Source organism: Pseudomonas berkeleyensis (genome assembly GCF_014109765.1).
GTDB lineage: Bacteria > Pseudomonadota > Gammaproteobacteria > Pseudomonadales > Pseudomonadaceae > Aquipseudomonas > Aquipseudomonas berkeleyensis.
Genome location: NZ_CP059139.1, coordinates 2,885,392 through 2,904,954 on the forward strand (window position 1 = coordinate 2,885,392; position 19,563 = coordinate 2,904,954).

General features: G+C 59.9%; 21 protein-coding genes and 4 tRNA genes. 12 read left to right on the forward strand and 13 right to left on the reverse strand.

All coding sequences use genetic code 11. The annotated features are described in order from the left end of the window. Nucleotides 1–39 precede the first annotated feature (39 nt). The 3 genes from HS968_RS13420 to HS968_RS13430 are packed head-to-tail and all read left to right on the forward strand — an operon-like array spanning nucleotide 40 to nucleotide 1,350. On the forward strand, nucleotides 40–489 hold the full coding sequence (locus HS968_RS13420) for a hypothetical protein (RefSeq protein WP_119691335.1): 450 nt from the start codon (nucleotides 40–42) through the stop codon (nucleotides 487–489). Further along, the gene (locus HS968_RS13425; RefSeq protein WP_182366352.1) at nucleotides 443–1,087 is read left to right on the forward strand and encodes a BRCT domain-containing protein; all 645 of its coding nucleotides are present in this window, start codon (nucleotides 443–445) and stop codon (nucleotides 1,085–1,087) included. The genes HS968_RS13420 and HS968_RS13425 overlap by 47 nt, the downstream gene beginning before the upstream one ends. Before the next feature lie 41 nt (nucleotides 1,088–1,128). Further along, nucleotides 1,129–1,350 carry a hypothetical protein gene (locus HS968_RS13430; RefSeq protein ID WP_119691858.1) on the forward strand — a complete coding sequence of 74 codons (222 nt, stop codon included), beginning with the start codon at nucleotides 1,129–1,131 and terminating at the stop codon, nucleotides 1,348–1,350. 209 nt (nucleotides 1,351–1,559) lie between these two features. Here HS968_RS13430 and HS968_RS13435 read toward each other — a convergent pair. The 7 genes from HS968_RS13435 to HS968_RS13465 all read right to left on the reverse strand — a co-directional run bounded on the left by HS968_RS13435 (nucleotide 1,560) and on the right by HS968_RS13465 (nucleotide 5,336). Continuing rightward, a tRNA-Leu gene (locus tag HS968_RS13435) sits at nucleotides 1,560–1,646 on the reverse strand. Nucleotides 1,647–1,766: 120 nt separating this feature from the next. Then, nucleotides 1,767–1,840 (reverse strand) — tRNA-Cys (locus HS968_RS13440). A gap of 38 nt (nucleotides 1,841–1,878) precedes the next feature. Next, nucleotides 1,879–1,954: transfer RNA gene (locus tag HS968_RS13445), tRNA-Gly, on the reverse strand. A gap of 67 nt (nucleotides 1,955–2,021) precedes the next feature. Then, nucleotides 2,022–2,582 (reverse strand): CDP-diacylglycerol--glycerol-3-phosphate 3-phosphatidyltransferase, encoded by a 561-nt coding sequence (gene pgsA / locus HS968_RS13450; RefSeq protein ID WP_119691337.1) that lies wholly within the window; start codon nucleotides 2,580–2,582, stop codon nucleotides 2,022–2,024. Nucleotides 2,583–2,615: 33 nt separating this feature from the next. Next, on the reverse strand, nucleotides 2,616–4,439 hold the full coding sequence (gene uvrC / locus HS968_RS13455; protein WP_182366354.1) for an excinuclease ABC subunit UvrC: 1,824 nt from the start codon (nucleotides 4,437–4,439) through the stop codon (nucleotides 2,616–2,618). A 2-nt stretch (nucleotides 4,440–4,441) separates the two neighbouring features. Beyond that, the gene (gacA, locus tag HS968_RS13460; protein ID WP_119691339.1) at nucleotides 4,442–5,086 is read right to left on the reverse strand and encodes a response regulator transcription factor GacA; all 645 of its coding nucleotides are present in this window, start codon (nucleotides 5,084–5,086) and stop codon (nucleotides 4,442–4,444) included. Between the two features lie 162 nt (nucleotides 5,087–5,248). Then, nucleotides 5,249–5,336, reverse strand: a tRNA-Ser gene (locus HS968_RS13465). A 165-nt stretch (nucleotides 5,337–5,501) separates the two neighbouring features. Here HS968_RS13465 and HS968_RS13470 point away from each other — a divergent pair. The 7 genes from HS968_RS13470 (at nucleotide 5,502) to HS968_RS13500 (ending at nucleotide 9,762) form a co-directional block, all read left to right on the forward strand. Beyond that, nucleotides 5,502–6,170: a Bax inhibitor-1/YccA family protein gene (locus HS968_RS13470; RefSeq protein WP_179624908.1), complete on the forward strand. Its 669-nt coding sequence runs from the start codon at nucleotides 5,502–5,504 to the stop codon at nucleotides 6,168–6,170. Nucleotides 6,171–6,308: 138 nt separating this feature from the next. Then, nucleotides 6,309–6,701, forward strand: coding sequence for a sulfurtransferase complex subunit TusD (gene tusD / locus HS968_RS13475; RefSeq protein WP_182366357.1), 393 nt, complete (start codon nucleotides 6,309–6,311; stop codon nucleotides 6,699–6,701). Further along, entirely contained in the window at nucleotides 6,702–7,061 is a 360-nt protein-coding gene (tusC, locus tag HS968_RS13480; protein WP_182366360.1) for a sulfurtransferase complex subunit TusC, read from the forward strand. It abuts the gene before it with no gap. Further along, the gene (gene tusB / locus HS968_RS13485; RefSeq protein WP_182366363.1) at nucleotides 7,061–7,360 is read left to right on the forward strand and encodes a sulfurtransferase complex subunit TusB; all 300 of its coding nucleotides are present in this window, start codon (nucleotides 7,061–7,063) and stop codon (nucleotides 7,358–7,360) included. Before tusC ends, tusB begins: the two co-directional genes overlap by 1 nt. Next, nucleotides 7,357–7,692 (forward strand): TusE/DsrC/DsvC family sulfur relay protein, encoded by a 336-nt coding sequence (locus HS968_RS13490; RefSeq protein WP_182366366.1) that lies wholly within the window; start codon nucleotides 7,357–7,359, stop codon nucleotides 7,690–7,692. Before tusB ends, HS968_RS13490 begins: the two co-directional genes overlap by 4 nt. Then, a complete protein-coding gene (locus tag HS968_RS13495) occupies nucleotides 7,689–8,684 on the forward strand; it encodes a glycosyl transferase family protein (RefSeq protein WP_182366369.1) in 996 nt (331 codons plus the stop codon). Before HS968_RS13490 ends, HS968_RS13495 begins: the two co-directional genes overlap by 4 nt. Before the next feature lie 73 nt (nucleotides 8,685–8,757). After that, nucleotides 8,758–9,762, forward strand: a complete 1,005-nt coding sequence (locus tag HS968_RS13500; protein WP_182366372.1) for a glutathione S-transferase family protein — start codon at nucleotides 8,758–8,760, stop codon at nucleotides 9,760–9,762. A gap of 48 nt (nucleotides 9,763–9,810) precedes the next feature. On the opposite strand, the gene cysG is transcribed toward HS968_RS13500, so the two are convergent. From cysG to HS968_RS13530, 6 genes are all read right to left on the reverse strand, one after another. Further along, nucleotides 9,811–11,199, reverse strand: coding sequence for a siroheme synthase CysG (gene cysG / locus HS968_RS13505; RefSeq protein WP_182366375.1), 1,389 nt, complete (start codon nucleotides 11,197–11,199; stop codon nucleotides 9,811–9,813). Between the two features lie 151 nt (nucleotides 11,200–11,350). Then, nucleotides 11,351–12,631, reverse strand: a complete 1,281-nt coding sequence (gene serS / locus HS968_RS13510) for a serine--tRNA ligase (protein WP_182366378.1) — start codon at nucleotides 12,629–12,631, stop codon at nucleotides 11,351–11,353. An 80-nt stretch (nucleotides 12,632–12,711) separates the two neighbouring features. After that, the gene (crcB, locus tag HS968_RS13515) at nucleotides 12,712–13,092 is read right to left on the reverse strand and encodes a fluoride efflux transporter CrcB (RefSeq protein WP_119691349.1); all 381 of its coding nucleotides are present in this window, start codon (nucleotides 13,090–13,092) and stop codon (nucleotides 12,712–12,714) included. Then, nucleotides 13,089–14,414, reverse strand: coding sequence for a replication-associated recombination protein A (locus HS968_RS13520; protein ID WP_182366380.1), 1,326 nt, complete (start codon nucleotides 14,412–14,414; stop codon nucleotides 13,089–13,091). The genes crcB and HS968_RS13520 overlap by 4 nt, the downstream gene beginning before the upstream one ends. A 3-nt stretch (nucleotides 14,415–14,417) precedes the next feature. After that, nucleotides 14,418–15,044 carry an outer membrane lipoprotein chaperone LolA gene (gene lolA, locus HS968_RS13525; protein ID WP_179624897.1) on the reverse strand — a complete coding sequence of 209 codons (627 nt, stop codon included), beginning with the start codon at nucleotides 15,042–15,044 and terminating at the stop codon, nucleotides 14,418–14,420. A gap of 122 nt (nucleotides 15,045–15,166) precedes the next feature. Next, nucleotides 15,167–17,572, reverse strand: a complete 2,406-nt coding sequence (locus HS968_RS13530) for a DNA translocase FtsK (protein ID WP_407681629.1) — start codon at nucleotides 17,570–17,572, stop codon at nucleotides 15,167–15,169. A 194-nt stretch (nucleotides 17,573–17,766) separates the two neighbouring features. On the opposite strand from HS968_RS13530, the gene trxB reads away from it, so the two are divergent. After that, the gene (trxB, locus tag HS968_RS13535; protein ID WP_182366385.1) at nucleotides 17,767–18,717 is read left to right on the forward strand and encodes a thioredoxin-disulfide reductase; all 951 of its coding nucleotides are present in this window, start codon (nucleotides 17,767–17,769) and stop codon (nucleotides 18,715–18,717) included. A gap of 54 nt (nucleotides 18,718–18,771) precedes the next feature. Then, entirely contained in the window at nucleotides 18,772–19,452 is a 681-nt protein-coding gene (gene aat, locus HS968_RS13540; protein WP_182366387.1) for a leucyl/phenylalanyl-tRNA--protein transferase, read from the forward strand. The last annotated feature ends 111 nt before the right edge of the window (nucleotides 19,453–19,563 follow it).

A 19,563-nucleotide genomic window follows, 5' to 3' on the forward strand; every position in this document is an offset into this window, starting at 1 on the left:
GCCGCAAGGACGCTGCCAGCAGAAGGACATTGCAAACATATGGCTAACCCGATCCACCGTTCTATAAGCGAGCCCGAGCGTATAGGCCTCGACTGGAACGCCGCCTGGCAAGGCTCCGATCGTGGGCTGATCACGTGCTGGGAAACCGGCCGCAAGCTCGCCATCCAAATCCCCGAGTTAGCCGAGCGTTGCAGAGCTGGTGAATTGCCGCCGCTCAACTGGAAAGGCGGCGTCGCACGCACGCTCAAAAAGAAAGACAAAACCGGCGCTCTTCACTACCTGGCCCAATGGCAAGGTCTGCGTGGCGATGACCTCAGCGTCGATCTGGACGCTGAGGTCACGCTTACCTGCACCAAGACCGGAATGGTGATCACCTACACAGGTGATATATCCAAACTCGCCGACCAACACAGCGATACTGATAACGAGGAAGGAGACTCGAATGGTCGACCTACATCAGGAATTCCAGAACAGTCGCTTCTTCCATGAGGCACGCATAGATCGGCGCTCTGCCGATGCCCTGGTAGGCCTGGCCGCCGGCATCACCGCAGATGGGCACATCAACCAACAGGAAGCCGAGTTTCTGAAGAACTGGATTTCCAGCAACCTCGCTCACCTCGGCGACCCGGTGGTAAACCTGCTCTACCGGCGCCTTTCTGACATGCTGGCAGACGGTGAGCTCGATCCCGAGGAGTCGGTCGAACTACTTGGCATGCTGCGCAGCTTCACCGGCCTGAACGTGGGCAAGCCCAAACCAAGTGACAACGCCTTCACCGCCCCCAACGACCTACCGCTATGCCGCCCAGCCCCGGAACTGGAATGGAGCGGCCGCCTATTCGTCTTCACTGGTGTCATGGCCTACGGCCCACGCAAGGATTGTGAAGCGTTGGTGCTCGAGCGCAACGGCCAGATCGGCGCCAGCATCAACAAGAAGATTCATTACTTGGTGGTGGGCAGCATCGGCAACGATCAATGGCTCCATAGTACTTATGGCACGAAAATCAAGAAGGCCGTCGAGCTCCGAGAAACAGGCTCACCACTCGCTATCATCAGCGAAGAGCACTGGCAAAAAGCACTGTTTGGATAACTTTTCGCCCGGTACTCGGGTATATGCGCAAGGAGGCCCTCGTGGCTCATGAAGTAAGCGTCAACCTGCACCAAAAGATCGTGCTCAGCAAAGACGTTGAGGTAGAGGTGAAAGCCGATGGAGCCAAGCTCGGCACCATTTTGATCAGTAAAGGCAATATTGAATGGGTTCCGGCCGGGAACAGTGCCAACAAACATCGCCTTAGCTGGAAAAAATTCGCTGAATTGATGGAAAACGAAGGCAGACCAAAACGCATGAAGTAGCGTAAAGGCTGGTACCGGCAAGACTGAATCGAGCGGAGACATCCTACAGGCACGGGATCAGCTCGGACGCCCAACCGTTGTCATGACCGAGCAGTACATAAGGGAGTGAAGAGGTAAGAAAATCACGCCAAGCAGATGAATTGCGGAAAAGCTTCAGGATTGCGGAAAAGCGTTGCGCCCAATCCCAATCCTGAAAACCGCATGAAGCATGGTGCCCGAAGCCGGACTCGAACCGGCACGCCATTACTGGCGAGAGATTTTAAGTCTCCTGCGTCTACCGATTTCGCCATTCGGGCGGTAGCGCTGTGCGAAGGGCGGACTATATACAGCCCTCCGCATCCTCGCAAGGCATGCAAAAGCAACCTGAGAGAATGAAAAAGGCCTCGTAAATCATGGATCTACGAGGCCTTTTGGATTGGAGGCTGAGGTCGGAATCGAACCGGCGTTCACGGATTTGCAATCCGGTGCATAACCACTCTGCAACTCAGCCTTAAATCAAACGAGCCGCCTTGGCGGCTCGTGTAAAACTGGAGCGGGAAACGAGACTCGAACTCGCGACCCCGACCTTGGCAAGGTCGTGCTCTACCAACTGAGCTATTCCCGCTTGTCTTGTCGACGGGCGCCATTCTATAGAATCGAATCGCGCCGTCAACCCTTTGATTCAAAAATACTTATTTCTTTTCCGAGGTCGTGCTGAGGTGCGGCCAGGCGGCCAGCAGGTACTGCAGCATCGACCACAAGGTCAGCACCGCAGCGATAACCAGCAGGACGTAACCCAGAATGACCCAGAAGGTGAAAACGGGCGGATTGGCCAGCAAGATGACCAGCGCCACCATCTGCGCCGCGGTTTTCCACTTGCCCAGATTGGATACCGCCACATGCGCACGCGCACCCAGCTCGGCCATCCACTCACGCAGAGCGGACACCACGATTTCACGGCCGATGATGATCGCCGCAGCCAGCGTCAGCCAAAGATTGGAATGCTCGGCCGCCAGTAGCACCAAGGCCACCGCCACCATCAATTTATCCGCCACCGGATCCAGGAAGGCACCGAAGGGAGTGCCCTGCTCCCAGCGACGTGCCAGGTAGCCGTCAAGCCAGTCGGTGAATGCAGCAATGGCGAATACCGCACTGGCAGCCCAATAGCTCCAGGAGAACGGCAAATAGAACAGCAGGATAAAGACCGGGATCAGTAGAACCCTGAGCACGGTTAGCAAGTTGGGGATATTCATCAATACAACTAGGCTGCGAGGTGAGCGGGCATTCTACTCGCTGTGCAGAGTGGCATAAATCAACTCGGCGAGCTTTTTGCTGATTCCCGGCGCTTTGGCGATTTCCTCGGCACTGGCGCGAGACAGTTCTTGTAGACCGCCGAAGTGATTGAGCAGTTCACGCCGCCGCTTGGGGCCAATTCCCGCCACCTCCTCCAGGCTAGAGGTGCGACGTGCTTTGCCCCGTCGCGCGCGGTGGCCGGTGATGGCGAAGCGATGCGATTCGTCGCGAATCTGCTGAATGAGGTGAAGTGCCGGCGAATTGCCCGGCAAGGTGAACTCGTGCTCGGCGTCATTGAGGTACAGCACTTCAAGGCCGGGCTTTCGCGTGGTGCCTTTGGCCACACCGAGCAGAATCAGATCCGGCACGGCCAGTTCCTGCAGTACTTCCCGAGCCATAGCCAATTGCCCCTTGCCACCGTCGACCAGCAGCACGTCGGGCGACTTGCCTTCGCCATCCTTCACTTTGCTGAAGCGCCGGGTCAGCGCCTGATGCATGGCAGCGTAATCGTCGCCCGCGGTAATGCCTTCAATATTGAAGCGGCGGTAATCGGACTTCAGCGGGCCTTCCGGGCCGAAAACCACGCAGGAGGCGACCGTCGCCTCACCACTGGAGTGGCTGATATCGAAGCACTCCATACGCTGCGGTGGCTCATCCATCTCCAGCACGCTTGCCAGCGCCTCGAAACGTTCGGCCATATGCTCGCGGTTGGCCAGGCGCGCCGCCAGCGCCTGCTCGGCATTGGTAACGGCCAGTTGCTGCCAGCGCGCACGGGTACCGCGAACCCGATGACTGATGGACAGGCTGCGGCCGCGCAGCGACTCGATTGCCTCGATCAGCGTGGCGAAATCCTCATGCTGGACGTTGACGATCAGTTCGCTCGGCAGATCGCGCTCGGCATTGCCCAGATAGTACTGACCGAGGAAGGCCATCAGCACATCGCCGCCCTCCTCCTCGATTGCCACCTGAGGGAAGAAATTCTTGCTACCCAGCACGCGCCCACCACGCACGCTGATCAGGTGCACGCAGGCACCACCCGGGTTGAGCATGACTGCGACGATGTCGACATCGCCGGTACCGCCCTCCATGCTTTGCTGATCCTGCACACGACGCAGCAAGGCGATCTGATCGCGCAACTCGGCAGCTCGCTCGAACTCAAGCGCCATGGAGGCTTTTTCCATGCTGGCGGACAGCTCGTCGCTCAGTGCATTGCTGCGGCCATCGAGAAACATCACCGAGTGACGAACATCCTCTGCATATTCCTCAGGACTGACCAGGCCGACGCAGGGCCCCTTGCAGCGCTTGATCTGGTACTGCAGGCACGGTCTTGTGCGGTTTTTGTAATAACTGTCCTCGCACTGACGAACCAGAAAAGTTTTCTGTAGCAGGCTGAGACTCTCGCGAATCGCCAGGGCGCTGGGATAGGGGCCGAAGTAACGCCCTTTGGCCTTTTTCGCGCCACGGTGGATACCAAGGCGCGGGAAATCGCCGTCGGAGAGAAACACATAGGGGTAGGACTTATCGTCACGCAGCAGGATGTTGTACGGCGGCCGCCACTCCTTGATCAGCGTCTGCTCAAGCAGCAGTGCCTCGGTCTCGTTGGCGGTGATGGTGGTTTCTATCTGCGCAATGCGCGCCACCAACGCTGCAGTCTTGGGCGCCTGGCCGGTCTTGCGGAAGTAGCTGGAGAGGCGTTTCTTGAGGTTCTTCGCCTTGCCGACGTAAAGCAACCGAGCTTCGCCATCGAACATGCGATAGACACCGGGGCGACCACTACAGGTCGCCAGGAAGGCGCTCGAATCGAATGGGGCGGACATCTTCAGTTAACGGCGTCGACCATGCCGTGGCGTACCGCAAGCAGAGCCAGCTCGACGTCGCTGGTGATGGAGAGCTTCTCGAAAATGCGGTAGCGGTAGGTGTTGACCGTTTTCGGTGACAGACACAGCTTGTCCGAAATGTTCTGCACCTTGTGGCAGTTGGCGATCATCAGGGCGATCTGGATTTCACGCTCGGACAGCAGATCGAAGGGCGAACCATTGTTCTGCGGCTGGAAGGATTTCAGCGCCAGTTGCTGGGCAATTTGCGGGTCGATGTAGCGCTGGCCGGCGAACACCAGGCGAATGGCTTGAACCATTTCATCGAGCGCGGCGCCCTTGGTCAGATAACCAGCGGCGCCGGCTTGCAGCAAGCGAGTCGGGAAAGGATCTTCCTCACACACCGTGACCGCGACGACCTTGATATCAGGATGACTGCGCATCAGCTTGCGCGTGGCTTCAAGGCCCCCAATGCCGGGCATCTTGACGTCCATCAGCACCACGTCGGGCTTGAGTTCGCGCACCTTGAGCAGGGCTTCTTCGCCAGTGCAGGCTTCACCTACGACTTGCAGACCATCGATGTCAGCGAGCATACGAGTGATGCCCGTGCGAACCAGATCGTGGTCGTCTACTACCAGCACCCTAATCAATCGCCACCTCGTTGCACCTTGTCAGCCACCGTGCAACGACGGTGAGGTTGAACTTGTCGATCACCTTAGCAAAAAGCCAGGGTCAGACCTAGCTTGGCGTACGGGAGTCAAAAAGCAAGCGCCAGATTAAGGTCGAGAATTGCATCAAGGCAAATAGAGAATTGGCGGAAGCGGTGAGATTCGAACTCACGGATAGTTGCCCATCGACGGTTTTCAAGACCGTTGCCTTAAACCACTCGGCCACGCTTCCAAATTTTCGAGTACGGAGGCTAATGCTCAAACCTCCGCAGCAGTGCGGGCGGCAATCTTACCGGAACGCAACACACTGTCAAACTCTAAGTCTTGGCAGGTAACCCTGCTCTGTTATGATCCAGTACATTCGATTTCGAAAGCCTCGTGCCACAGGAGCGTCGCCATGCAAGAGCGAGATTACGCACTCAACCATTCTCAGGTTGAACAACAGGAAGTCAGCAGCGTTCTGCGCAACACCTATGGTCTACTGGCCATCACCTTGGCCTTCAGCGGCCTGGTTGCCTTCATTTCTCAGCGCGCCAACGTCCCCTATCCGAACATCTTCGTGGTGCTGATTGGTTTCTATGGCCTGTTCTTCCTCACCGCCAAGCTGCGCAACTCTTCGTGGGGCCTGCTTTCCACCCTCGCCCTGACCGGTTTCATGGGTTATACCCTGGGCCCGATCCTCAACCGTTATCTGGGCATGTCCAACGGCGCTGAAATCATCAGCTCCGCCTTCACCATGACCGCACTGGTGTTCTTCGGTCTGTCCGCCTATGTGCTGACTACTCGCAAGGACATGAGCTTCCTGAGCGGCTTCATCACCGCCGGCTTCTTCGTTCTGCTGGGCGCCGTGGTTGCGAGCTTCTTCTTCCAGATCAGCGGCCTGCAACTGGCGATCAGTGCCGGCTTCGTGCTGTTCTCCTCGGCCTGCATCCTGTTCCAGACCAGCGCAATCATCCACGGCGGTGAGCGCAACTACATCATGGCGACCATCAGCCTGTATGTTTCGATCTACAACCTGTTCATCAGCCTGTTGCAGATCTTCGGCATCATGGGCGGCGACGACTGATATTCAAGTCGCGCCTCTCATAAAGCCCGCTTCGGCGGGCTTTTTCTTGGGCGTCTGTTCGGCCAGCCTCAGCGAATCTTTGTCTGACAGCCGCACCTGGCCTTATCATTGGCCCAGTTTTACCTCGCCGGACACCTCATGAAGTTTGCCATCGCCCTGTTCGCCGCCCCGCACCTCCCCGCTTCTCGCCGCGCACTGCGTTTTGCCCAGGCGGCACTGGCTGGCGGCCATGAAATCGTTCGCCTGTTTTTCTATCAGGATGGCGTGCACAGCGCCGCCAGTAATGTCGTCAGCCCCCAGGACGAGCTGGATCTGCCCAAAGAGTGGCGCGAGTTCGTCACCAGCAATGGGTTGGACGCAGTGGTGTGCATCGCGGCGGCATTACGGCGAGGCGTACTCAATGCCGAAGAAGCGCAGCGCTATTCGCGTCCTGCCGCCAACCTTGAGGCTCCGTGGGAGCTATCCGGGCTGGGCCAATTGCATGAAGCGGCGCAGCAGGCCGACCGACTTGTCTGTTTCGGAGGCTCGTGAGTGAGCAAGTCACTATTGATCATCAGCCGTCAGGCGCCCTGGAGCGGCCCCGGCGCACGCGAAGCGCTGGATATCGCTCTGGCTGGCGGCGCCTTCGATCTGCCGATCGGCATGCTGTTTCTCGACGATGGCGTTTTCCAGCTGAGCTCCGGACAACAACCCGGCCAGTTGCAGCAGAAGGATCTTGGCGCGAACCTCCAGGCCCTGCCGATGTTCGGCGTAGAGGATCTGTATGCCAGCCAGCGCAGCCTGGCCGAACGTAGCCTGAGCAACACAGAACTGAATCTGGCGGTACAGCGACTCGACGACGCAGCGCTGACCGCCCTCCTCGATCGTTATGACCAGGTGATCACCCTCTGATGGCCACCCTGCATATCCTTTCCCATTCGCCGTTCGCCGATAGCCGTTTGGCCAGTTGCCTGCGCCTGCTGGGCGCCAGCGACGCATTGCTGCTCTACGGCGATGCGGTCTACGCACTGCAACCCAACACCGCCAACCTGCAGGCACTGCAGTTGATGCCTGCCAGTATCGCCCTCTACGCATTGGACGAAGACCTCAGCGCGCGCGGCCTAAAGGCGCCCGAACGCACACAGGTAGTGGACTATCCAGGGTTCGTTGAGCTGTGCACCCGCTACGACAAGGTCAATAGCTGGCTATGAGCACGCTCAACGTCGCTGGACGTGATATTCCCCTGGACAAGGACGGCTATCTGGTCGACCTGCAGGATTGGTCACGCACTACAGCCGAGGCATTGGCAGCATCGGAAGATCTGCAGTTAAGTGATGAACACTGGGAAATCCTCGAAGCGCTGCGTGCCTTCTACGACGAATTCCAGCTATCGCCGGCCAATCGCCCACTGATCAAGTACGTGGCCCTGAAACTGGGCACGGACAAGGGCAACAGCCTGCACCTCAATCGCCTGTTCAAGGGCACGCCCGCCAAACTCGCCGCCAAGCTCGCTGGCCTGCCGAAACCGACCAATTGCCTATGAACCTGATCACGCCTGCTGAACACCCTTTCGCCCAGTTCGTACGCATTCTCGGCAAAGGCAAGCGCGGCGCACGCGGACTGACCCGTGAAGAAGCCCGCGAAGCCATGGGTATGTTGCTCGATGGCAAGGTCGAGGACACTCAGCTCGGCGCTTTTCTGATGTTGCTGCGGCACAAGGAAGAAAGCGCCGAGGAACTCGCCGGTTTCACCGAAGCCATCCGCCCAAGACTCTGCGCGCCTGCTATTCAGGTCGATCTGGATTGGCCCAGCTATGCCGGCAAGAAACGCCACCTACCCTGGTACCTGCTGGCCGCCAAAGCGCTGGCTAGCAGCGGCGTGCGCATCTTCATGCACGGCGGCGGTGCCCATACTGCTGGGCGCATGTATACCGAGCAACTGCTGGAGCAGCTGGATATTCCTTGCGCCAATGACTGGCAGACAGTGGCGAAAGCACTTGATGAGCAGGGCCTGGCTTACAGCTACCTAGGCGACTGGATGCCGGCGCTGCAGCGCATGATCGACCTGCGTAACACCCTGGGCCTGCGTTCGCCTATCCATTCCCTGGCGCGGGTGATCAACCCGCTCGGCGCCCGCTGCGGCCTGCAAAGCATTTTCCACCCTGGTTATCAGGCCGTGCATCGCGAAGCCAGTCGCCTGCTGGGCGACCACGCCATCGTGATCAAGGGCGAAGGCGGCGAGATCGAGGTCAACCCGGACGGCACCTGCCATCTCTATGGCACGCTCGATGGTGTGGACTGGGACGAAGAATGGCCCGCGCTGTCAGCGCAGCGCCATGTCAAACCCGAGCGACTCGACCCTGCCGTGCTGGCCGCCTTCTGGCGCGGTGAACATGACGATGCATACGGCAGGCTGGCGGTGATCGCCACCATGGCCACAGCACTGCGAGGGCTCGGACTGGCACGTGAAGAGGCCTTCGCGCAGGCCCAGCAGCGCTGGGACACTCGCATCCAATCTAATCAGTCGATTGGTTAAGCCAGCTTTTTCCACCGTTCAATCGACTTCATAACGTTAGACTCCAGATTCATTCAAAATGGAGGCACGCGTTATGGGCTTGTTGATCGATGGACGCTGGCATGACCAGTGGTACGACACCGGCAACACCGGCCGCTTCCAGCGCGAAAGCGCACAACGTCGCAACTGGGTAACCGCAGACGGTAGCGCCGGACCAAGCGGTGACGGCGGCTTCAAGGCGGAAGCCGGGCGTTATCACCTCTATGTATCGCTGGCCTGCCCCTGGGCCCATCGCACCCTGATCCTGCGCAAGCTCAAAGGCCTGGAATCACTGATCGACGTATCCGTGGTGAGCTGGTTGATGCGTGAACAGGGCTGGACGTTCGATCGCGACTTCGGCTCCAGCGGCGACCATCTCGACAACCTGAACTACATGCATCAGCGCTACACCGCCGATGACCGTCATTACACCGGCCGCGTCACCGTACCTGTGCTATGGGACAAACAGACTGGCGGAATCGTCAGCAACGAGTCGGCGGAAATCATCCGCATGTTCAATAATGCCTTCGACGACCTGACCGGCAATACGCTGGACTTTTACCCCGAGCCATTGCGCGAGCGCATCGACCTGCTCAACGAACGCATCTACCCGGCAGTGAACAATGGCGTTTACCGCGCAGGCTTCGCCACCACCCAGGAAGCCTATGAGGAAGCCTTCGATGAACTATTCGCCATGCTTGACGAACTGGAGGCCCTGCTTGGCGAGCAACGCTATCTGGCTGGTGAATACCTGACCGAGGCGGACATTCGCTTGTTCACCACGCTGATTCGCTTCGATGCCGTCTATCACGGGCACTTCAAGTGCAACCTGCGACGCATCGAGGACTACTCGAATCTGTCCAACTGGCTACGTGAACTGTATCAGTGGCCGGGTCTCGCCGAGACCGTGGATTTCACCCATATCAAGTCGCACTACTACGCCAGCCACGCCACCATCAACCCGACAGGCGTGATTCCCAAAGGCCCGCATCAGGACTTCACTCGCGGTCATGATCGCAACCGTCTTGCGGGTAAAGGCGTATTGCAACGCAAGCGCTGATGGCTGGGGCCGGTAATGCTAATAAGCGTTGCCGACCCCGACAAGGAATCAGACGCTTCCTTGTGCGCCCTCGAACCAGGCCAGCTTGTCCCGCAGAGTGACCACCTCACCGACGATGACCAGGGTCGGAGCATGCACTTCGTGCTCAGCCACTAATTTCGGCAGGGTTTCCAGAGTCCCCGTGAACACCCGCTGATTCTGCGTGGTGCCCTGCTGCACCAATGCCGCAGGCGTCGTACCCGCACGTCCGTGGGCGATCAGCTGCTCACAGATGCCAGGCAAACCGACCAGCCCCATGTAGAAAACCAGCGTCTGCCCGGGTGCAACCAGATCCTTCCACGGCAGGTTACTGCTGCCATCCTTGAGGTGGCCAGTGACGAAGCGCACCGACTGCGCATGATCACGATGGGTCAGCGGAATGCCCGCGTACGCCGCACAACCCGATGCCGCCGTGATGCCCGGAACCACCTGGAACGGAATGTCCTCGGCCGCCAGTTGCTCGATCTCTTCACCGCCACGCCCGAAGATGAACGGATCACCGCCCTTCAGGCGCAGCACGCGCTTGCCCTGACGGGCCAGGTCGATCAGCAATTGGTTGATCTGCTCTTGCGGTACGGCGTGATCGGCGCGGCGCTTGCCGACATAAATGCGCTCGGCGTCACGACGGCACAGCTCGATGATGGCGGGCGCAACCAACCGGTCGTAGAGCACCACGTCGGCTTGCTGCATCAGACGCAGGGCACGAAATGTCAGCAGATCCGGATCACCCGGCCCGGCACCGACCAGGTACACCTCGCCCAAAGCACGCGGTGCGGCGCCTGCCACGCGCGCCTCCAGCAGACGTTCGGCCTCCTCCGGCTTGCCGGCAAAAACACTCTCGGCGATTTGCCCCTGGAAAACGTCCTCCCAGAACACCCGGCGCTGCTGCACATCGGGGAATAACTGTTTGACCCGATCACGAAAGCGTTTACCGAGGTTGGCCAGTTGGCCATAGGTCGCTGGAATCCAGGTTTCGATCTTGGCGCGGATCAGTCGTGCCAGCACCGGCGCATCACCACCACTGCTGACCGCAACGATCAACGGTGAGCGGTCGACGATAGCCGGGAATATCACGCTGCACAGTGCCGGCGCATCCACCACGTTGACGGGAATACCCAACGCCTGGGCGTCAGCGGAAATCTGCGCATTGAGCGGCACATCATCGGTCGCGGCAATGACCAGGGCCACACCCTGCAAATCAGTGCTCGCGTAGCCACGCAGGAAAATGCCATCCGGGCCAGCCAGCTCCTGAAGCTCGCGACGAATATCGGGGGCCACCACTCGCAAACGAGCACCGGCGTCGCTCAGCAGGCGCGCCTTGCGCAGTGCGACCTCACCACCGCCGATCACCAATACCGGACGACCCTGCAGCTTGTGGAACAGCGGAAGGAATTGCATGAATCACGCCTCGTAAGAGGAAGGTGAGCGGCAAGCTCGCAGAGTGCGCCATGCGCACCATTGATTGATGCCGGCTCGGGTGCGCACGGCGTTTGCCGCCTAAAAAACGGGGCGGCCATTGCCACCCCGTATTATGCAAACTGATCGCGACTTAGCCGATCACTTCGATACCGCCCATATAGGGCTTGAGCACTTCCGGCACGCGGATGCTGCCATCGACCTGCTGGTAGTTTTCCAACACCGCCACCAGCGTGCGCCCGACCGCCAGACCAGAGCCATTGAGCGTGTGCAGCAGCTCCGGCTTGTTGGTTTCCGGATTGCGGTAGCGCGCCTGCATGCGCCGCGCCTGGAAGTCGCCGCAGTTGGAGCAGGAGGAAATCTCGCGGTATTTGTCCTGGCTCGGCACCCAGACTTCCAGGTCGTAGGTTTTCACCGCGGAGAAGCCCATATCGCCCGTGCACAGGGCCAGCTTGCGATACGGCAGCTCCAGCAGTTGCAGCACGCGCTCGGCATTGGCGGTCATGCCCTCCAGAGCCTCGAAGGACTTCGACGGCTCGACGATCTGCACCATCTCGACCTTGTCGAACTGGTGCTGGCGGATCATCCCGCGCGTATCGCGACCCGAGGCACCTGCTTCGCTACGGAAACACGGCGTGTGGGCGACGAACTTCAGCGGCAGCTGTTTGGCATCGAGAATTTCACCAGCAACGATGTTGGTCAGCGACACTTCCGCCGTCGGGATCAGGTATAGGTCAGCCTGATCCTCACGGCCGATCTTGAACAGATCCTCCTCGAACTTCGGCAGCTGACCAGTGCCCTGCAGCGCGGGAGCCTGCACCAGATAAGGTGTGTAAGCCTCCTCGTAGCCATGCTCGCCGGTGTGCAGGTTGATCATGAACTGTGCCAGAGCACGATGCAGACGGGCGATAGGGCCACGCAGCAGGGCGAAACGCGCACCGGACAGCTTGGCGGCAGTTTCAAAATCCAACCAGCCATGCTGTTCGCCCAGGGCGACATGATCCTTGATCTCGAAATCGAAGCTACGCGGGGTGCCCCAGCGCGCCACCTCGACGTTGCCGTCTTCATCCGCACCAACCGGCACCGACTCGTGCGGCAGATTCGGAATATTCAGCAGCAGGTTATCCAGCTCGTTCTGGATGGCGTCCAGCTCACGCTTGCCGGCTTCCAGATCGCTGCCCATCTGATCGACTTCCGCCAGCAACGGCGTGATGTCCTCGCCGCGCGCCTTGGCCTGACCGATGGACTTGGAACGGCTGTTACGCTCGGCCTGCAGTTGTTCGGTGCGCACCTGCACCGACTTGCGCTGACTCTCCAGAGCCTCGAAACGGGCTACATCGAGAGCGAAGCCACGTGTGGCGAGGCGCTCGGCAATTTCGGTGAGTTGCGTGCGGACGAGTTTGGAATCGAGCATGTTCGGGTCTCAATACATCGGCGAAAAAAGGTTGCGGCCACCAGCGTGACGCGGGTTGCCGAGTGTAAAGCTTTAGCGGGTCATGATGCCAATCGGGCCAACAGCAATCCGCACCAGGCGGCAAGCAGGCCACCCAGCACACTGCACAGCAAGTAGCCGGCTGCTTCGAACAGACGCCCACTTTCCATCAGTTTGAGGATTTCCAGGCTGAAGGAGGAAAAGGTGGTGAAGCCGCCGAGAACACCGGTGATCAAACCTACGCGCAGCTCTAGCGGCAGCTCGGTGCGCGTCAGGAACAAACCGGAGAGCAGGCCGATCAGCAGGCAACCGAAGAGGTTGACCGCCAGGGTTCCCATGTAGAAGTGCCTCGGCCACTGCGCGGCCACCCAGCTGGAGGCGAGAAAGCGCAACACGGAACCCACTGCGCCACCCAGCGCAACGGCAAGCGCGACACGAATCATGGCTTTCTCCGCTGGCGAGGGCTATTGGCGTCGAGGTGACGCAAATGCTGCAGTTTGTCGCGAATCTTCAACTCCAACCCACGCGGAACCGGGTCGTAATACTGCCGCGGCTCGAGATTCTCAGGAAAGTAATCCTCCCCTGCCGCGTAGGCATCCGGCTCATCATGGGCGTAGCGGTATTCATCGCCATAGCCGAGCTGCTTCATCAGCTTGGTCGGCGCATTGCGCAGGTGCAGTGGTACTTCTTGCGAGCCCTGCTCGGCAGCGTCGCGCATGGCCGCCTTGAAGGCCGTGTACACCGCGTTGCTCTTCGGCGCACAAGCGAGATAGACGATGGCCTGGGCTACGGCCAACTCGCCTTCCGGGCTGCCCAGGCGCTCCTGCACATCCCAGGCATTGAGGCACAGGGTCAGGGCGCGAGGGTCGGCATTGCCAATATCCTCACTGGCCATGCGCACTACCCGGCGGGCGATATACAGCGGGTCACAGCCGCCATCGAGCATGCGTGCATACCAGTACAGCGCGCCGTCCGGGCTGGAACCACGCACCGACTTGTGCAGTGCGGAAATCTGGTCGTAGAAAGCCTCGCCACCCTTGTCGAAACGACGACGGCTGTCACCCAGCAGGTTCTGCAGCAGTTCGACGCCTATTTCGCTGTCATCCTCTGCCAGGTCGGCAGCATTCTCGAGGAAGTTGAGCAGGCGACGACCGTCACCATCGGCAGCGGCCAGGAGAATCTGAAAGGCCTCGTCCGGCAGGCTGAGATGGCGCTCGCCCAGGCCTTTCGGGTCGCTTAGCGCACGCTTGACCAGCTTGCGCATCGCCGCTTCGTCCAAGCTCTTGAGCACATAAACGCGGGCACGCGACAGCAGCGCATTGTTCAGCTCGAAGGAAGGGTTTTCCGTGGTAGCACCGATAAAGATTAGCGTGCCGTCTTCCACGTAGGGCAGAAAGGCATCCTGCTGACTCTTGTTGAAGCGATGCACTTCATCGACGAAGAGGATGGTGCGACGACCGTACTGAGCGGCGTGTTGCTGAGCCACCTCCACAGCCTGACGGATCTCCTTAACCCCGGACAGCACCGCGGAAATGGTCTCGAAGTGGGCATCGGTAACCTTAGCCAGCAAGCGGGCCAGGGTGGTCTTGCCCACGCCTGGCGGCCCCCAGAAGATCATCGAGTGCAAAGCGCCCTGTTCCAGCGACTCACGCAGCGGCTTGCCCGGCCCCAGCACATGCTCCTGCCCGACGTATTCGTCCAGGCTGGTGGCACGCAAACGCGCAGCCAGAGGCTGCGCGACAGGTTGGCGACCGAACAGATCCACGACTTACTCCTGGATGACGTCCGCACCTTCCGGAATGTCGAAGCTGAACAGGTGATCTTCGACCGGCTCATTCATCTTCACATTGAGGAACAGGATATTGGTGCGCTGGCCGATGCTGTCGATCAGCTGCATGTCATTGAGCACGCGATTGCGGAACGACAGGCGCAGGCTATCGAACAGGCTGTCCTTGGCCTTGGGCTTGAGAATGAAATCGACCACGCTACCGCCTTCCTTGTAGTCGATATCGAAGTTTTCACGAATCTGTGAGACATCGCCGGAGAGCAACAGCGCCGGCGTATGGGTCAGGCGTTGATCGAGCGTCTGGATGGTCACTTGCTCCAGATCTGGATCGTACAGCCAGACCTTTTCGCCGTTGGATACCAGCAGTTGTTCCATCGGCTGATCCGTGTGCCAGCGGAACATGCCCGGACGCTTGAGCACCAGTTGCCCTGCGGTTTCCTGCAGTTGAGTGCCGCTGGCGTCGAGGGTCAGTTGGGAAAAGCGCGCACTGATGGTTTGCGCCTGGCTGAGCAGTTCGCTCAGGCGCTTGGTGGCCGCCTCTTCATCGGCCTGGGCAGTCAGCAGGGTGAAACTCAGAGCAGCCAGCATCAGCAGGCGAATAACACGCATATGAACCCCTTGAGTCCGTTAAGGATGGCGAGGTGAGTCCGCACCTCGCATTGCTCGGCTGCTTGTGGCGGCCGTGGAATTTTGTAGACCGCGAAACGCGCGGTTTGTCCGTGACGCTGCCGTCAGTCGCGCGCAGAGCCGGGCGCGAGCACCTCGCGCGAACCGTTGGTATTCATCGAGCTGACCACGCCAGCCATTTCCATCGCCTCGATCATTCGCGCGGCGCGGTTGTAGCCGATCTTCAGCTTGCGCTGAACCGCGGAAATGGAAGCACGACGGCTTTCCAGCACGAAGTTGACGGCCTCGTCGTACAGCGGATCTTCCTCGCTGCCCTCACCGCCTTCACTGCCGCCACCTTCGAAGCTACCACCGCCTTCTTCAGCGCCCGCAAGAATGTCTTCGTTGTAATCCGGCGCACCGCGCAGCTTCCAGGCCTCGACCACACGATGCACTTCATCGTCGGAGACGAAGGCGCCGTGAACACGGATTGGCAAACTGGTACCAGGCGGCATATAGAGCATATCGCCGTGGCCAAGCAGTTGCTCGGCACCGCCCTGATCGATGATGGTGCGCGAGTCGATCTTGCTCGATACCTGGAATGCCATACGGGTCGGAATGTTGGCCTTGATCAGGCCGGTGATCACGTCTACCGACGGGCGTTGGGTGGCGAGAATCAGGTGAATACCGGCCGCACGCGCCTTCTGCGCGATACGAGCGATCAGCTCTTCGACCTTCTTGCCGACGATCATCATCATGTCGGCGAACTCGTCGACGACAACGACGATGGTCGGCAACGGTTTGAGCAGCGGCGCTTCGTCTTCCATGCTTTCGCGGCGGAACAGCGGGTCAGCCAATGGCTCGCCAGCCTCGATGGCATCCTTGACCTTGCGGTTGAAGCCCGCCAGGTTGCGCACGCCCATCTTCGACATCAGCTTGTAGCGGCGCTCCATCTCGGCAACGCTCCAACGCAAGGCGTTGGCCGCTTCCTTCATATCGGTGACGACCGGGCAAAGCAAGTGCGGGATGCCTTCGTAAATCGACAACTCGAGCATTTTCGGGTCGATCATGATCAGCTTGGCGTCTTCCGGACTCGACTTGAACAGAATCGACAGAATCATCGCGTTCACGCCGACCGACTTACCCGAGCCAGTCGTACCTGCAACCAGCAAGTGCGGCATCTTGGCCAGATCGGTAATCACCGGCTTGCCGCCAATGTCATGCCCCAGCGCCAGGGTGACCGGCGACTTGGCATCATCATATTCGGGGGTCGACAGCACCTCGGAGAAGCGCACGATCTGGCGATTCTCGTTGGGAATCTCGATACCAACGGTGGTCTTGCCGGGAATGACCTCCACGACACGTACGCTGGTCACCGCCAGCGAACGCGCCAGATCCTTGGCCAGGTTGGCAATGCGGCTGACCTTGACCCCTGCCGCTGGCTGAATTTCGTAGCGCGTGATCACCGGGCCCGGATGGATCGAATCCACCGCGACCTCGACGCCAAATTCCTTGAGTTTGATCTCCAGCAAATGGCCGACGCCCTTGAGCGACTCTGGCGAGTACTCGACCTTCTTGGCTTCTGCAGGATCGAGAAGGGAAATCGGTGGCAAGGTGCCTTCCACGGCACTGTCTACGAACAGTGGCGCTTGCTTTTCCTTCTGTACTCGCTTGCTCGGTTCCGGTGCCTTGGCCACAGGCGGTGGCGCGATCACTGGTGCAGGGCGCTTCTCGCGCTCGCTCATGTGCTTGCTCAGCGACTCTTCACGCTCGAGCAGGCGCTCCTTGACCCTGGCCTGCTCACGGCGATCGGAGACGACTGGCGCAGCCACTTCGGTGACCCGCTCATCCAGCTCGCGCAGCTGAATCTTCATCTGCTTGCGCTCGCTACGGGCATTCCACCAACCGGTGATGGCGCCATGGATCAGCTCGATCAGGTCGAGGGTGATCTTGCCGGTCAGATCCATCACACGGAACCACGACAGGTCGGTGAAAACGGTCAAGCCGAACAGGAACAGAGCCAGGAACAGCAAGGTGCTGCCCTGCACGTTCAACGCATGCACGGCCAGGTCGCCGAGGCTGGCACCGAGCATGCCGCCACCAGAACCTTGCATGCCGGCAGCCGCAGAAAAATGAATATCGCCGAGTGCCGCACCGGAGAGGATCAGGAACACCAGACCGATGCTGTGCCAGGAGAACAGCCAGCCGTTCCAGTGCCAGGGTTGATTGCGCGTACGAAACACCTGCCAGGTCTTGGCGGCCAGCAGCAACGGGAAGATATAAGCGAAGTAGCCCAGTGCGCCGAACAGCGCACTGGAGAGCCAGGCGCCAATGCTGCCGCCGGCATTGATGATACGCTCGACCTGCACGCTGTTGTCCCACGCCGGATCGGCGACGTTATAGGTCAACAGCGCCATCAGCAGGTACATGCACATTGCGCCCAGGGCGATCAATGCGCCTTCCTTCAGTCGATACTGAAGCTTCTGGCGCCAGTCGGTAATCTGGGTGGTGGAATTCTTCAAAACAGCCATTTCCTGCGCCCTTGGCGCGTCCATCTGATGGTTAACCGCGCAAGCGCGCTATTGTAGAGCCAGCTTGCCGCGTAGGCCAATCGCCAAGCTCCCGCATGCGCCTCGCTTCGGTGTAGCATAGCCGCCAGCAGCTTCCATGCGGCTCAATTGGAGCACGCATTCTCTTTTGTGACAAAGGCTTATGGGGTTTTTTTATGAGCGAAGTCAAGCATTCCCGCCTGATCATCCTGGGTTCCGGCCCTGCCGGTTACAGCGCCGCTGTTTACGCCGCACGCGCCAACCTCAAGCCAGTGGTCATCACCGGCATCCAGCCTGGCGGCCAGCTCACTACAACCACCGAAGTGGACAACTGGCCGGGTGACGTCGAAGGCCTTACCGGCCCGGCGCTGATGGAGCGCATGCAGAAGCATGCCGAACGCTTCGACACCGAGATTCTCTACGACCATATCCATACCGCCGAGTTGCAGAGCCGCCCTTTCATTCTCAAGGGTGACAGCGGCACCTATAGCTGCGACGCGCTCATCATCGCCACCGGCGCCAGCGCCCAATACCTGGGCCTGCCGTCGGAAGAAGCCTTCTCCGGCAAGGGCGTTTCCGCCTGCGCCACCTGCGATGGTTTCTTCTATCGCAACCAGGTAGTTGCCGTGATCGGCGGCGGCAACACCGCCGTGGAAGAAGCGCTGTACCTGTCGAACATCGCCAAGGAAGTGCACCTGGTACACCGCCGCGACAAGCTGCGCTCGGAGAAGATTCTGCAGGACAAGCTGTTCGACAAGGTCGAAAACGGCAACATGCGCCTGCACTGGAATCACACCCTGGACGAAGTTCTGGGTGACCAGACCGGCGTTACCGGTGTACGCCTGAAAAGCACTGAAGATGGCACCACCAAGGAGCTGGCCCTGGCCGGCGTATTCATCGCCATCGGTCACAAGCCCAACACCGAGCTGTTCGTCGGCCAGCTGGACATGCATGACGGCTACCTGAAGATCAAAGGCGGCAGCGAAGGCAATGCCACCGCCACCAGCATCGAAGGTGTGTTCGCCGCCGGCGACGTGGCCGATCACGTCTATCGCCAGGCCATCACCTCGGCCGGCGCAGGCTGCATGGCTGCGCTGGATGTCGAGAAATTCCTCGACGGCAATTGATGGATAAGGGCGAGTGCATCACTCGCCCTCCCCTCCTCCGCTGGACAAGCGCGCATGCTGACTTGGCTGCAACGTGACTCCCTGCAGTTCCCGCCGCTGACGAAAGCCATGCGCGAACCCAATGGCCTGCTGGCTGCCGGCGGCGACCTGAGCGCCGACCGCTTGGTCAGCGCCTATCGGCATGGCTGCTTCCCCTGGTTTCAGGATGGCCAGCCGATTCTCTGGTGGTCACCCGATCCGCGCACGGTACTGCTTCCCGAAGAACTGCATGTTTCTCGCAGCCTGGCCAAACTGCTGCGCCAACAACGCTATCGCGTCACCTTCGACCAGGACTTTCCATCCGTCATAAAGGCCTGCGCCGAGCCACGCGCGTACGCCGATGGAACCTGGATCACCCGCGGCATGCAGGAGGCCTATCTGCAGCTGCATCAACGCGGCATCGCTCATTCCGTGGAGGTCTGGAATGGGGACGAGCTGGTCGGCGGACTCTATGGCCTGGCCATGGGCCAGCTGTTTTTCGGCGAATCAATGTTCAGCCGCGCCGACAACGCCTCCAAGGTCGGCTTCGCCACGCTGGTCGGCAAGCTGCAGGAATGGGGCTTCGTGCTCATCGACTGCCAGATGCCCACACAACATCTGCACAGCTTCGGCGCCAGAGCCATCCCACGCGCCACCTTCGCCGAGTATCTGCAGCGTCATCTCGACCTGCCCAGCAAAGCAGATTGGCTCGCTTAGCACACACCTGAAAGTGATCGCGCGCAAACCCTATCAGCCCCGCCGCGGGAGCACACTTGCAGCTAGTGTTCCTCTCATATGGTAGGGCTCGGAACACTGGCTTACACTCAT

Bases quoted from the DNA above. Each gene is read 5' to 3' on its own strand.
- trxB (WP_182366385.1), top strand. From the start codon at position 17,767: ATGAGCGAAGTCAAGCATTCCCGCCTGATCATCCTGGGTTCCGGCCCT.
- uvrC (WP_182366354.1), bottom strand. From the start codon at position 4,439: ATGTCCGCCCCATTCGATTCGAGCGCCTTCCTGGCGACCTGTAGTGGT.
- serS (WP_182366378.1), bottom strand. From the start codon at position 12,631: ATGCTCGATTCCAAACTCGTCCGCACGCAACTCACCGAAATTGCCGAG.
- tusD (WP_182366357.1), top strand. From the start codon at position 6,309: ATGAAGTTTGCCATCGCCCTGTTCGCCGCCCCGCACCTCCCCGCTTCT.
- HS968_RS13495 (WP_182366369.1), top strand. From the start codon at position 7,689: ATGAACCTGATCACGCCTGCTGAACACCCTTTCGCCCAGTTCGTACGC.
- HS968_RS13470 (WP_179624908.1), top strand. From the start codon at position 5,502: ATGCAAGAGCGAGATTACGCACTCAACCATTCTCAGGTTGAACAACAG.
- tusB (WP_182366363.1), top strand. From the start codon at position 7,061: ATGGCCACCCTGCATATCCTTTCCCATTCGCCGTTCGCCGATAGCCGT.
- HS968_RS13490 (WP_182366366.1), top strand. From the start codon at position 7,357: ATGAGCACGCTCAACGTCGCTGGACGTGATATTCCCCTGGACAAGGAC.
- HS968_RS13425 (WP_182366352.1), top strand. From the start codon at position 443: ATGGTCGACCTACATCAGGAATTCCAGAACAGTCGCTTCTTCCATGAG.
- HS968_RS13420 (WP_119691335.1), top strand. From the start codon at position 40: ATGGCTAACCCGATCCACCGTTCTATAAGCGAGCCCGAGCGTATAGGC.
- HS968_RS13500 (WP_182366372.1), top strand. From the start codon at position 8,758: ATGGGCTTGTTGATCGATGGACGCTGGCATGACCAGTGGTACGACACC.
- HS968_RS13530 (WP_407681629.1), bottom strand. From the start codon at position 17,572: ATGGCTGTTTTGAAGAATTCCACCACCCAGATTACCGACTGGCGCCAG.
- aat (WP_182366387.1), top strand. From the start codon at position 18,772: ATGCTGACTTGGCTGCAACGTGACTCCCTGCAGTTCCCGCCGCTGACG.
- cysG (WP_182366375.1), bottom strand. From the start codon at position 11,199: ATGCAATTCCTTCCGCTGTTCCACAAGCTGCAGGGTCGTCCGGTATTG.
- lolA (WP_179624897.1), bottom strand. From the start codon at position 15,044: ATGCGTGTTATTCGCCTGCTGATGCTGGCTGCTCTGAGTTTCACCCTG.
- crcB (WP_119691349.1), bottom strand. From the start codon at position 13,092: ATGATTCGTGTCGCGCTTGCCGTTGCGCTGGGTGGCGCAGTGGGTTCC.
- pgsA (WP_119691337.1), bottom strand. From the start codon at position 2,582: ATGAATATCCCCAACTTGCTAACCGTGCTCAGGGTTCTACTGATCCCG.